The organism is Streptomyces sp. NBC_00090 (genome assembly GCF_045160815.1).
GTDB lineage: Bacteria > Actinomycetota > Actinomycetes > Streptomycetales > Streptomycetaceae > Streptomyces.
This window is the reverse complement of sequence record NZ_CP108224.1, coordinates 6,498,962-6,511,573: the sequence shown is the minus strand read 5'-3', so window position 1 is coordinate 6,511,573 and position 12,612 is coordinate 6,498,962. Positions and strand designations below refer to the sequence as shown.

The following is a 12,612-nucleotide window of genomic DNA, read 5'->3' as shown; positions in this document are numbered from 1 at the left end:
GGGACGCCTGCCCGGAACACCCCCGAAGTCGGAGGTATGCTCCTGCGCTTATCCGCCCGCCCCGCTTGCGCGCAGATCGTATCACTGTGCGATTAGGTGACTGTCCGTCAATAGACAGGCTGACCAGACCAGTCGGACGGTACGGGACGGGCGCCCGGCCCCTGGGGCCGCGCCGACCGGGCGGAATACCGGCGACGGCGTGCGTCGCCCCAGGTCACGGGCGCTGCCGGAGCCTCCGACACCATCCCTCGGGGCACCGATGAGACGCGCCGATCAGCACACATGAGGGTGCTCAGCGGCGGCGCTCGGCGGGCTCGGCGACCTCGGCGGGCTCGGCAGGCTCGGCGACCTCGGCGGCCTCCGGCGCCGGACGCGGCTTCCGCCGCAGCAGACCGGTGGCGGCGAGCACCGCGACCGCCCCGAGCCACACCGTCCAGCCGAGCGGCTCCCGCAGCACCACGGCGCCGAGGACCACGGCCACCGCGGTCATCAGGTACGTCACGGTCGAGGCCACCGTCGGCCCGTCCTTGATGATCAGCTCGAAGTTGAGCAGGGCGGCGCATCCGGTGCAGACCACGCCGAGGACGAGCACCGCGATCACCGAGTCGGTGCGCCAGGTGATGGTCTGGAGGCCCAGGAAGGGGAAGGCGACGAGCAGCAGCACGGTGGCCGCGCTCAGCTGCCCACCGGCCAGCATCAGCGGCGGGATGCCCTTGCCCACGAGGAACTTGCCCATGTACGCGAAGCTGGCGCCGAAGCTGATCGAGCCGAGGACGAAGCAGAGGATGCTCCAACCCGTCCCCGCCGAGGCCGAGTTCCACGGCGAGGCGATGAGGGCGGTGCCCCCGAGACCGAGGAGCACACCGCCCGCCTTGAAACCGGAGACCCGCTTCTCCTGGCCGAGCAGCAGGGCGGCCGCCAGGGTCCAGATCGGTGCGCTGCCGTTGACGACGGCGGCGACGCTGCTGGAGCCGGCGATCTCCCCCTCGGCGTACAGGGTCCACGGAACCGCGTTGCCGAGCAGCGCGGCGACGGTCAGATGCCCCCAGGTCGCCGCCTCCCTGGGCAGCCCGAGTCCCTTCGCGTACCCGATGGCGAGGATGACGACGGCGCCGAGCGCGAGCCGGATCAGCACCATCTGCACCGGTGAGAACCCGTACCCGGCGATCTTGATCCACAGGAATACGGAGCCCCAGATGAGGCTCAGCGCGGCCAGCCGCGTGTACGTGGCCTTGGACATGGGTGTTCCCGCTCTCCGGAGGGCTCGGCAAGGAGTAAAGGAAGAAGGAAGGAAGAGAAGAAGGGGGACGCGCGGAGCTCGCCGCGGTACGGGAACGAGCCTCGCACCGGCCATCGGGCGGGTCCAGCAACGTCTGCTGGACGGTACCGTCCACGCCCCGTGGCGAATCGGGGACCCGAGCGGGTCCCCCGGCCGGCTCAGGCGGCGACGGCCGCCCTGGCCACCGTACGCAGCGCGTCCAGGACGGCGGCGATCTCCGGCGAGGTCTGGCTGCCCTCCCGCACGGCCGCGAAGACCGTACGCGAGGGCGCCTGCTCGGTGAACGCGCGCACCGTCACCTCGGGACGCGGCGCCGGCCTGGCCATCCGCGGGACCAGCGCGACCCCCAGGCCGAGCCGCACCGCCGCGAGCGTGGCGTCCCAGTCGCCGATGGCGTGGGAGGCCTGCGGGGTGAACCCGGCCGCCGTACAGGCGGCGACGCCGATGTCGTGGCACATCCCCGTCGTGGCGAAGATCCAGGTCTCCCGGGCGAGGTCGGCGAGGACGAGCCTGGGGCTGTCGAGGAGCCGGTGTCCCTCGGGGAGGGCGATGTCGAAGGGGTCCTCGCAGAGCGCGACCCGGTGGAAGCGCGCGTCGAACCGGCCGTCCTCGCCCGCCGGTCCCGGGTTCAGCGCGGTGTCCGCGGAGATGACGACGTCCGTCTCCCCGCGGTGGAGCAGGGAGAAGCTCTCCGGCGGGTCGACCTCGGCCAGCGAGGTCCGCAGCAGCGGCCTCGTCTCCCGCAGCCGGGCCACGGCGGGCAGGATCAGGGCCGAGAGGGTGGTGGAGAAGCCGGCCACCGCGACCTCACCGCGCTCGCCGCTCCGGTGCGCGGCGAGCTCCGCGCGCATCTGCTCGACCTGGGTGAAGACGGCGTCGGCGTGCCGGAGCACGATCCGCGCCGCGCCGGTGAGCCGCAGCCGGCGCCCGGACGGTTCGGTGAGCGGGACGCCCAACTCCCGTCCCAGGGCGCTGATCTGCTGCGAGACGGCCTGCGGGGTGAGGTGGAGCGCCTGGGCGGCCGCGCTGACGGTGCCGCGCTCGCTGAGTTCCCTCAGCACCCGCAGCTTCCGCAGATCCGGATCGGTCACGCCCGCGCCCCCTCCCGCTTCCCGGTCATCGTACGCAGCCGTCGTCGCGACGAGCGGGTCACGAGGTCACTCCAGCGGCATGCTCCGGTTCACGGACCGCGCGCCCGGAGTCGTCGGCGCCGGGATCCTGAAGAGGCCCTTGTCACTGGAGCTCGCGGGCGCGTCCGCGCCCACCGGCGTCGTGGTCATGGGCCGGGCGGCGGCACAACGCTGCTTCTCGGCCTCGGACATGGGCCCGGTGCGCTGGAGCAGCCGGTCGGGCACGGCGCGGGAAGGCCCGTCGATCACGGCGTGCAGCCGGTAGTCGTCCTTCTTGCTGACGAACCACCCCTCGACCCGCTCGCGGCTCGGCTGCATCTCGACCCAACTCACCTCGCCGGGCTGGATCTTCTCCACGACGGTCCGCTGGTCGCTGCTGAACCACTGCCACGGCCGCTGCCAGGTCCTCTCGTAGGCGAGGGCGAACTGCGTGGCCATGGGGCGCTCCTTGACCCGCTTCTCGTCCTCCTCCCGCACGCCCGAAGTGGGCAGCCTGGCCACCTCGTTGAGCGGGAGGTTCGCGGCGGCGTAGGCCTGGGCGACGCTGTCGTGCCCGCGCTCGGCGTAGGAGAGGAGGCGGGAGTGCTCCAGCGGGTTGCGGGTGCAGTTGACGAAGGCCTCGCCGACGACCCGGGCCCGGTCGTAGTAGCGGAAGGAGGTGCGGGTGTCGGGCCGGAAGGTGCAGGCGTTCTCCCCGTTGCACGCGGCGGCGGCGTTGTGGAGGGTGCTCTCCCGCTCGTTGCCCTTGTACGCCTCGGAGGTGCCGAGCGCCGTCTTGTCGACGGTCTTGTCGAGGACCGGCGGCACCTCGATCGCCCGGATGCGGGCGATCATCGGAGAACAGGTCACATGCGTACGGGAGTCGGTGACCCGGGTGGTGAAGGTGAGCATCGGCTCGTTCTCGCCGGCGGTGAACTCGTAGCTGCGGGCGGTCCAGCGGCCGGTCCCCGGCTTGCCCTTCGTACGGTCGGGGTCTCCTGAGGTGGTGACCTCGCGGACCGGTCCGCCGGAGCCGGTGACCGCGTACGGCTGACCGTTGACGACCTGCTCCCCGGTGCACTCCTTGGAGACGGCGGGGCTGTCCTCGTAGCTGACGGTGACACTGGCTCCCGCGCGGACTCCGCGCAGCCGCTGCTGGAGGGTGTTGCCGTCCTTCTGGAGGGCGACGCCGTGGGACCCGTCGGTGCGTCCCGAAGCGGTGGGCGAGTAGCGCTGGTTGAGGCCGTTCCAGAAGTCGATGCCGACGGTGGTCGGACCGTCGCCCTTCATGACGGGGTCGGCGAAGTCGCCGTTGAGCACGGACACGGCCTGCGCGGCGGGCGCGGCCTGCCCATCGGCGGGCGCGACGGCACGGGGGGCGGGGGTCTCACCCGGTCCCTCCTCGGCGACGGCGGGCGGGACGAGCAGGGCGAGGGGTGCGGCGAGGGGTGCGGCGAGGGTGAGGGCGAGGGGGCGGGCGAGCGAGCGAGGGCAGGCTGGCGCGGGGACGGCGCGGAGGCATGGCGGAGGAACCCTTCGGGACGGGGCGCGGGTGGGGGTGTACGGGACGGGTCGTACGGGAGGGGGGCGTACGGGAGAAGGTCGCTCAGGAGGGGCGGCTCAGGAGCCGAGCAGCGAGCAGAGCTGCGAGGCCGGGAAGGGGGACTGTCCCGGATCGCCGGCCCCCTGCGGCAAGGAGGCCGGGAACTCCGCGCAGGTGGAGGTCACCGCGGTCTGCGCGTTGTCGGCGGGCTCCGGCTCGTACGTGGAGATGGTCTCGGTCATGTCCTCGAGGCCCTTCTCCTCGGATGCGCCCTTGCCCGAGGTCAGCTTGCCCGTGCAGGAACCGGAGCTCGGCGGGCACTCGTCGAGAGTCTTGCCGACGTCCTTGATGTCCCTGTCGGCCTTGCCGGCCGACTCCTGGGTCTTCTTCTGCTGTTCCTCGATCTTCTTCGCCTCTTTGGCGTTGGCCTCCTTGTCCAGACAGGCCTGGTCCTCCGGCTTGCACTCCTCCGCGTGTGCGACGGAGGCCATGGGCAGGGCCAGGGCGGCCGCGAGCAGGCCGGCGCCGAGGGCGCGGCGTGGCGAAGCCTTCACGAAAGGCATGGGAACTCCCTTGGGACAGGGGTGAGTTGGTGAGCTCGGAAGGGGATGCCAGGGGCGGACAGGGGACTGTCCTCAAGATCACCGAGCGCTTTCCGACGCTAACCGGCGGGGCCCCGGCGCCACGGCAGGACACACGGCGCGGCGCGCACGGCGGGGCCCGCTCACCGCTTCGGCGGAGCGCACTCGGGACCTCTCGGACGGGGTGACGGCGGGCAGTTCGCGGGCTGCGACCGGGCCCGCCGGGCCACTCGTTCGTAGGGAATCCGGGGTGCGCGCGAGAGGGCGGCCGACCGTATGCGACGGGGTCTCTCACTCCCCCGGGCGCCGCCGTTCGGCGGCCCGCCGGGGCCACCCGCCGACGCCTCCCGACGGGCGCGCACCGCGGACGAGTGCGCCCCCGGAGCACGACCCCGAACGGGCGTCCGTCAGACGGGTGTTTCAGCCGTTCCAGCTCGCTGCAGTGATCATTCTCGGACAGTCTGCTCATGTGCCCGACGGCCTGTCCCGGTCGTCGCACCGGCCGTGGGCGCCCCACGCCCAAAGGCCCGGCACGACGTGTTCGCATGACCCGCGCCCGGCCCCGTACGCCTCCGCCCACCCCGCGGACGCGGACGGCTGCGGCCGGACGCCGCGCTCCCGTATGTCCCCGTCGAAGGAGAGCAGAGCCATGTCCCGTTCATGACGCACTCCCGCGCGCACTCCGCTGCGCGGCCCCCGGCCCGGCCCCGCCGCACCGCGCGGCCGGACGTTCGCCGCGGCCGTCCTCACGGCGGCCGCCGCCCTCGCCGCCGTACCGGCCCTGGCCCCGGCGGCGACGGCCAACGAGGGGAACCCGACCGTACTGAGCTGGGGCGCGGGCCGCACCGGCCAGCTCGGCAACGGCACCCTGACCGACAGCCTCAGCCCGTCCTCGGTCACCAGCCTCTTCCGCGGCGACGTCGACCAGGTCTCGGCCGGCGACACCTCCTCGTCCGACTCGTTCGTCCTCGCCCGCACCGGGAAACGGGCAAGTCCGGATTCGCCTACTGACCCCGCCGCCACCCCTCCCCGGGCCTCGCGCGGGGGCCCTCGCCGGCCCCCGCGCGAACGCCTCACACCGCCCGTCCCTGGCCAGCGGCGGCGGTGAGCTGGCAGGATCGCCTCCATGTTCGCCTCCCTCTCCCGTGCCGCCCGCCGCCGTGTCCTGGCACTCTCGGCCGCGCTGCTCGTGGTGTGCGGGGCGCTCGTCTGGTGGCTGGTTCCCTTCGGCTCCCCCGCCCCCAGCGGCACGGTCACCTTCAGTACGGGTGTGCCGACCGGCGTCTACCAGCGGTACGGGAAGCTCCTCAAGCAGGCCCTCGCCGAGGACCTCCCCGAGGTGTCGATAAGGCTCACGGACAGTGAGGGCTCCCAGCAGAACCTGGCCCGCGTGGCCTCGGGCGAGGCGGACTTCACCGTCGCGACGGCCGACGCGGTGGCCCAGTACCAGCGGGAGCGCAAGCCCGGCTTCGAGCGGCTGCGCGGCTGCGCCCGGCTGTACGACGACTACGTGCAGCTGGTGGTGCGCAAGGGGTCGGCGATCCGGAAGGTCCAGGACCTGCGCGGGCTGCGGGTCGGGGTCGGCCAGGACGGCTCGGGTGTGCGACTGATCGCCGACCGGGTCCTCGCGGCGGCCGGCCTCGCGCCCGTACGGGACATCGAGCCGGTCTCGGCGGGCATCGACACCATGCCGGGGCATCTGGAGAGCGGCGACCTCGACGCGTTCTTCTGGTCGGGCGGGCTGCCCACCCACGCCGTGCAGACCCTCTCCGAGCGCTTCGAGGTCCGGCTGATCCCGCTGGACGGCACCCTGGTCGACCGGCTGCACGACGTCGGCGAGTCCACCCGCCACTACCGGTCGGCGGTGATCCCGGCCGACGCGTACGCGAAGGCGCAGGACGGCCAGCAGGTCGGGACGCTGGCCGTGGCGAACCTCCTGGTCACGACGGTCGAGGCCGATCCGGACCTGGTGGAGGGCTTCACCCGTACGGTGATCAGGAGCCGCGACGAGATCGGCGGCCAGGTCCACCCGGCCCAGCTGGTGGACCTGCGGACCGCGATCTACACGGAGCCCCTGACGCTCCACGAGGGCGCCCGCCGCTACTACCGCTCGGTGAAGCCCTGACCGCTGGTTCGGTGCGGCCCTGACCACCGGTTCGGCCCTGACCGTCGGCGAGGGCTCGGCCACCCCTCGGTGACCCGCGACACGTACCGCGCCCTCCACGCCTACCGTCGCTCGGAGTAGCCGTGGCCCTCCCGCTCGACGGGGGCGTTCCGGGGGACGCTGACCGTGACCCGCAGGCCGTGCGGCTCGTTCGGCGCGAACGCGAGGCCGCCGCCGCCCGCCGTCAGCAGGACGCGCGTGATGGAGAGGCCGAGCCCCGAGCCCTTGATGTTCTGGTGGCGGCCGGAGCGCCAGAAGCGGTCGCCGACGCGGACGAGCTCGTCCTCGGTGAGGCCGGGACCCTGGTCGGCGACGACGACGGAGACGTTCGCCCCGCCCGGGTCCACCGAGACCGTGACCGTGACCTCCTCGCCGGCCGGGGTGAACTTCAGCGCGTTGTCGATCACCGCGTCGAGGGCGCTGGAGAGGGCCACCGGATCCGCCCACCCCGTCAGCGCCCCGCACTCCCCGGTCAGCCGGACGCCCTTGTCGTCGGCGACGGGCCGCCAGGCCGCGACCCGCTCCGCGGCCAGCGCGCCGACGTCGGTGAGCCGCAGCTCGGCCGCCACGTGCTCGGCGAGCGCCAGGTCGAGGAGGTCGTCGAGGACCTGCGCGAGCCGCTTGCCCTCGGTCCGTACGGAGGCGATCTCCTCGTTGCCCTCGGGCAGTTCCAGGGCGAGGAGCTCGATCCGCAGGAGCAGCGCGGCCAGCGGGTTGCGCAACTGGTGGGAGGCGTCGGCGACGAAGGCCCGCTGCTGTTCGAGCGCGTCCTCGACGTTGTCGGCCATCTCGTTGAACGAGAGCGCGAGACGCCGCAGCTCGGGCGGCCCGCCGGTCGCGGCGACGCGCGAGTTCATCCGTCCGGTGGCGATGTCGTGGGTGACGGAGTCGAGGACGCGGACCGGTCGCAGGACCCAGCCGGTGAGCCGGAAGGCCGCGCCGATGGCGACCAGCATCGCGGCCGCCTCGCCCGCGAAGATCAGCAGCCAGCCGCGCAGGATGCGGGAGCGGAGCTGTCCGGTGGGCGAGTCGGTGACGACGACGGCGACGACGTCTCCGTCCCGGACGACCGGGGAGGCGATGGTGAGCCGTGCTTGGCCCTGCCAGGGCCAGACCTGGGGCGGGTTGTGGCTGCGGCGCCCGAGCAGCGCCTCCCCGAAGGCGCGGCGGCCCTCCCCCTCGTACGGGACGACCCAGTCCTCGGGGGCGGCGGCCATGGCCCGGTTGTCGCGGTAGAAGATGCCGGCGCGAATGCCGTACACGTCGTGGTAGCTGGCGAGCTCGCCGCCGAGGGTGGCCTGCCGCTCGTCGGTGCCGGGGCTGCTCTCGCTGACGAACTGGGCGAGGGCGGCGAAGCGCGCGGCGTCGTCGAGCCGGTCGACGACGACCCGCTGCTGTTCGGAGGCGGCGAGGCTGGCGGCGAGCGGGAAGCCGAGGGCGAGCAGGACCCCGGCCATCAGGATGATGAGGAGCGGGAGGAGACGGGTGCGCACGGGTGGGCCGGCCGGGGGTTACGCGGCGGGGGCGACCAGGCGGTAGCCGACGCCCCGCACGGTCTCGATCAGGGCGGGCATCCGCAGCTTGGAGCGCAGGGAGGCGACGTGCACCTCCAGGGTGCGGCCGGTCCCCTCCCAACTGGTGCGCCAGACCTCGCTGATGATCTGTTCGCGGCGGAAGACGACCCCGGGGCGCTGGGCGAGGAGCGCGAGCAGGTCGAACTCCTTGCGGGTCAGGGCGACGGCCTCGCCGTCGACGCTGACCCGTCGGGTGGGCAGCTCGATGGTGACGGAGCCGAGCCGCAGCAGGGTGCCGTCGGCGGCACCGCCGGTGCCCGCCGCCGTCTCCTCGGTCCCGGCGTTGCGCCGGCTGACGGCGTGGATCCGGGCGAGGAGCTCGCCGGTGTCGTAGGGCTTGACGACGTAGTCGTCGGCGCCGAGGTTGAGGCCGTGGATCCGGGAGCGTACGTCGCCGCGGGCCGTCACCATGATCACCGGGGTGGTGGTGAGCTTCCGGATGCGGCCGCAGACCTGGTAGCCGTCCTGGTCGGGGAGGCCGAGGTCGAGGAGGATCACCCCGTACGAGGGCCGCTCGCCCTGCGCGGTGGGCAGGACGGCCTGGAGCGCCTCCTCGCCGTTGCGGGCGTGGGTGACGGCGAAGCCGTGCCGGGCCAGGATGGCGGAGAGGGCGGCGGCGACGTGGTCGTCGTCCTCGACGAGCAGCAGTCGCATGTGTACCTCCTCCGTGATGCGCGTCCGGGTCCGTGGTCGCGTCGGTCGCGTCTCGATGACGGCTCTCTGTGTACCAGGTGGCACCAGGGCATGAACGCCGATCATCGGCGTCACAGTCAAGTCTCCCCCTGTTTCGCCGACGTTTCTGTTATCCACCCGGTACGCCCCGGGCGCCGCCTTCACGCGGTGTGTCCGTTTGCGACCGGATCGTTATCCTCAATTTCCGCTCAGATGTGATGACGGTCGTCTCATCGGGTCTCTAGTGTCCTCCCCAACCGAGCAGGACGGAGCAAGAGGCCCATGAGCGGAGTGTCAGTGTCCAAGGGTCCCGAGGGCGCCCCGCGCAGCGCGGACGACCTGGTCGTCCTGTCCGAGGTGAACAAGCACTTCGGCGCGTTGCACGTCCTCCAGGACATCGACCTGACGATCACCCGCGGCGAAGTCGTGGTCGTCATCGGGCCTTCCGGGTCCGGCAAGTCGACGCTGTGCCGAACGATCAACCGGCTGGAGAGCATTGACTCCGGCACCATCACCATCGACGGCAAGCCGCTGCCCGCGGAGGGCAAGGAGCTCGCCCGACTCCGTTCCGATGTCGGCATGGTCTTCCAGTCGTTCAACCTCTTCGCGCACAAGACGGTGCTCGAGAACGTGATGCTGGGTCAGATCAAGGTCCGCAAGACGGAGAAGAAGGCCGCCGAGGCCAAGGCCCGTGCCCTGCTGGACCGGGTCGGGGTCGGCACCCAGGCGGACAAGTACCCCGCTCAGCTCTCCGGCGGCCAGCAGCAGCGCGTGGCGATCGCCCGCGCGCTCGCGATGGGCCCGAAGGTCATGCTCTTCGACGAGCCGACCTCGGCACTCGACCCCGAGATGATCAACGAGGTCCTCGAGGTCATGCAGCAACTGGCGCGGGACGGCATGACGATGGTGGTCGTGACCCACGAGATGGGCTTCGCGCGCTCCGCCGCCAACCGGGTCGTCTTCATGGCCGACGGGCGCATCGTCGAGCAGGCGACGCCCGAGGAGTTCTTCAGCAACCCGCGCAGCGACCGGGCCAAGGACTTCCTCTCCAAGATCCTTCACCACTGAGCGAGTTCGGACCTATTCTTCCCAACTCACGTCTACTCAAGGGACCTTCCTCCATGAAGCTTCGCAGCATCTCCGCCGCCGCCGCGGCCGCCGTCGTCCTCGCGCTGACCGCCACCGCCTGTGGCACCGGTTCCGACTCCGGGAGCAACGGCGACAAGATCAACGTCGGCATCAAGTTCGACCAGCCCGGCCTCGGCCTGAAGACTCCGGACGGCACGTACGCCGGCTTCGACGTCGACGTCGCCCGCTACGTGGCCAAGGAGCTCGGCTACGCCGAGGACAAGATCAACTTCAAGCAGGCGCCCAGCGCCGAGCGCGAGAACCTGATCAAGAACGGCGACGTGAAGTTCATCGTCGCCAGCTACTCGATCAACGACAAGCGCAAGAAGGAGGTCGACTTCGCCGGTCCGTACTTCCTGGCCCACCAGGACCTGCTCGTCCGCTCCGACGACAGCTCGATCACCAAGGTCGAGGACCTCAACTCCAAGAAGCTCTGCTCGGTCACCGGCTCGACCTCCGCGCAGAACGTCAAGGACAAGCTCGCCCCCAAGGCCGACCTCCAGCAGCTCGGCGGCTACTCCGAGTGCCTGACCGGCCTGGAGAACAAGGCCGTCGACGCCCTGACCACCGACGACTCCATCCTCGCGGGCTACGCCTCGCAGAAGGAGCACGCGGGCAAGTTCAAGCTCGCCGGTCTCCGGATGAGCGACGAGAAGTACGGCATCGGCGTCAAGAAGGGCGACGACGAGCTGCGCGGCAAGATCAACCAGGCGCTGGAGAAGATGGTCTCCGACGGCACCTGGGAGAAGCTCGTCAAGCAGCACTTCGGCCCCTCCGGCTACAAGTACGAGCCCGCGCCGAAGGTCGAGAACTGACCTGACCCGCTCCGGCCGTGACGGCCGCCCCCGTCCCGGGGCGGCCGTCGCACCGGCACCGGCCGCTGCCCACGCACCGGCCGTCCCACCGACCGACCACCAGGGGAGAGCGCGGGCATCGTGTTCGACTTTCTTGATTCCGGGCAGTACGACCTGCTCGGCGCCTTCTGGGTGACGGCGAAGCTCGCCCTCTACTCGGCGATCGGCTCGCTGATCTGGGGCACCGCCCTGGTCGCCATGCGCGTCAGCCCGGTCCCCATGATGCGGGCCTTCGGCACCGCGTACGTCAACCTCGTCCGCAACACCCCGCTGACCGTGGTCCTCGTGGCCTGCTCGTTCGTCCTCAACCAGACGCTCGGCGTCACACTCGGCGGCGGGCGCTCCGAGGACATCGGCTTCCGGCTCGCGGTCCTCGGACTCGTCGCGTACACGGGCACCTTCGTCTGCGAGGCGCTGCGCTCGGGCATCAACACCGTCCCGCCCGGCCAGGCCGAGGCGGCCCGCGCCCTGGGCCTGAGCTTCACCCAGGTCCTCACCCTGGTCGTGTTCCCGCAGGCCTTCCGCGCGGTGGTGACCCCGCTCGCCAACGTCCTCATCGCCCTCACCAAGAACACCACGGTGGCCTCGGCCATCAGCGCCGCCGAGGCGGCCCTCCTGATGAAGGAGATGATCGAGAACGAGGCCGACGCGCTCTTCGCCGTCTTCGCCGTCTTCGCGTTCGGCTTCATCCTCCTCACCCTCCCCACCGGCCTGATCCTGGGCTGGGCGGCCAAGCGTCTGGCGGTGAAGCGATGAGTTCCGTCCTGTACGACACTCCCGGCCCCCGCGCCAAGCGGCGGAACGTCGTGTACACGATCGCCTTCCTGGCCGTCCTCGGCCTGGTGGCGTGGTGGGTCCTGTCCGCCATGGCCGACAAGAACCAGCTGGCGGCCGAGAAGTGGAAGCCGTTCGTCACGGACTCCCAGGTCTGGACGACGTATCTGCTGCCCGGCCTGATGGAGACCCTCAAGGCCGCCGCGCTCTCGATCGTGATCGCGCTGCCGCTCGGCGCCCTCCTCGGCATCGGCCGGCTCTCCGACCACCGCTGGGTACGGGTGCCCGCCGGCACGGTCGTCGAGTTCTTCCGCGCCATCCCGGTGCTGCTGCTGATGATGTTCGCGGCCGCCCTGTACCGGGAGTTCACGACGATCAGCTCGGACTTCCGCCCGCTGTACGCCGTCGTCACCGGCCTGGTGCTCTACAACGCCTCCGTGATCGCCGAGGTCGTCCGCGCCGGTGTGCTCTCCCTGCCCCGGGGCCAGGGCGACGCGGCCGAGGCCCTCGGCATGCGCAAGAGCCAGACCATGCTGTACGTCCTGCTGCCGCAGGCCGTGACCGTCATGCTCCCCGCCCTGGTCAGCCAGCTCGTCGTGATCGTCAAGGACACCGCGCTCGGCGGCGCCATGCTCGGCTACGCGGAGCTGCTCAGCCAGAACCGGCAGATCACGGCCAACTACGGCGCCAACACGATCGCCACGTTCACGGTCATCGCGCTGATCTACATCGTCCTCAACGCGATCCTCACCAGCCTCGCCGGACGCCTGGAGAGGCGCCTGCGGCAGGGCAAGAAGTCCGCCTCGGTGACCCTCCCGGCCCAGGCCGGAGCCGCCGACGTGAAGACGGACGCCGTCAGCGGCGCCTGACCCCGACGGGGTCCGCACGACAACAGGGGTGGGCCGGAGCGGTACTGACTTCATGTCAACCGCAC

12 protein-coding genes are annotated in these 12,612 nt (G+C 71.7%); 6 read left to right on the top strand and 6 right to left on the bottom strand.

What is annotated here, in order from left to right; genetic code table 11:
* Positions 1–292: 292 nt before the first annotated feature.
* From OG361_RS29270 to OG361_RS29255, 4 genes are all read right to left on the bottom strand, one after another.
* Positions 293–1,240: a DMT family transporter gene (locus OG361_RS29270; RefSeq protein WP_405858208.1), complete on the bottom strand. Its 948-nt coding sequence runs from the start codon at positions 1,238–1,240 to the stop codon at positions 293–295.
* Positions 1,241–1,437: 197 nt separating this feature from the next.
* A complete protein-coding gene (locus OG361_RS29265; RefSeq protein ID WP_405858206.1) occupies positions 1,438–2,370 on the bottom strand; it encodes a LysR family transcriptional regulator in 933 nt (310 codons plus the stop codon).
* A gap of 66 nt (positions 2,371–2,436) precedes the next feature.
* Positions 2,437–3,714 carry a hypothetical protein gene (locus OG361_RS29260; protein WP_405858205.1) on the bottom strand — a complete coding sequence of 426 codons (1,278 nt, stop codon included), beginning with the start codon at positions 3,712–3,714 and terminating at the stop codon, positions 2,437–2,439.
* Positions 3,715–4,008: 294 nt separating this feature from the next.
* Positions 4,009–4,494 (bottom strand): hypothetical protein, encoded by a 486-nt coding sequence (locus OG361_RS29255; protein ID WP_405858203.1) that lies wholly within the window; start codon positions 4,492–4,494, stop codon positions 4,009–4,011.
* A gap of 703 nt (positions 4,495–5,197) precedes the next feature.
* Here OG361_RS29255 and OG361_RS29250 point away from each other — a divergent pair.
* On the top strand, positions 5,198–5,620 hold the full coding sequence (locus OG361_RS29250) for an RCC1-like domain-containing protein (RefSeq protein WP_405862505.1): 423 nt from the start codon (positions 5,198–5,200) through the stop codon (positions 5,618–5,620).
* Between the two features lie 18 nt (positions 5,621–5,638).
* Complete coding sequence (locus OG361_RS29245; protein WP_405858202.1) at positions 5,639–6,637, top strand: TAXI family TRAP transporter solute-binding subunit; 999 nt, start codon at positions 5,639–5,641, stop codon at positions 6,635–6,637.
* A 101-nt stretch (positions 6,638–6,738) separates the two neighbouring features.
* Here OG361_RS29245 and OG361_RS29240 read toward each other — a convergent pair whose 3' ends face one another.
* Both OG361_RS29240 and OG361_RS29235 read right to left on the bottom strand, forming a co-directional pair.
* The gene (locus OG361_RS29240) at positions 6,739–8,169 is read right to left on the bottom strand and encodes an ATP-binding protein (protein ID WP_405858200.1); all 1,431 of its coding nucleotides are present in this window, start codon (positions 8,167–8,169) and stop codon (positions 6,739–6,741) included.
* 18 nt (positions 8,170–8,187) lie between these two features.
* Positions 8,188–8,904 carry a response regulator transcription factor gene (locus tag OG361_RS29235; protein WP_405858198.1) on the bottom strand — a complete coding sequence of 239 codons (717 nt, stop codon included), beginning with the start codon at positions 8,902–8,904 and terminating at the stop codon, positions 8,188–8,190.
* Positions 8,905–9,204: 300 nt separating this feature from the next.
* On the opposite strand from OG361_RS29235, the gene OG361_RS29230 reads away from it, so the two are divergent.
* From OG361_RS29230 to OG361_RS29215, 4 genes are all read left to right on the top strand, one after another.
* Positions 9,205–9,990 (top strand): amino acid ABC transporter ATP-binding protein, encoded by a 786-nt coding sequence (locus OG361_RS29230; RefSeq protein WP_405858196.1) that lies wholly within the window; start codon positions 9,205–9,207, stop codon positions 9,988–9,990.
* Between the two features lie 53 nt (positions 9,991–10,043).
* Complete coding sequence (locus OG361_RS29225) at positions 10,044–10,865, top strand: glutamate ABC transporter substrate-binding protein (RefSeq protein WP_405858194.1); 822 nt, start codon at positions 10,044–10,046, stop codon at positions 10,863–10,865.
* A gap of 120 nt (positions 10,866–10,985) precedes the next feature.
* Entirely contained in the window at positions 10,986–11,660 is a 675-nt protein-coding gene (locus OG361_RS29220; protein ID WP_405858192.1) for an amino acid ABC transporter permease, read from the top strand.
* Complete coding sequence (locus OG361_RS29215; RefSeq protein ID WP_405858190.1) at positions 11,657–12,547, top strand: amino acid ABC transporter permease; 891 nt, start codon at positions 11,657–11,659, stop codon at positions 12,545–12,547. Before OG361_RS29220 ends, OG361_RS29215 begins: the two co-directional genes overlap by 4 nt.
* The last annotated feature ends 65 nt before the right edge of the window (positions 12,548–12,612 follow it).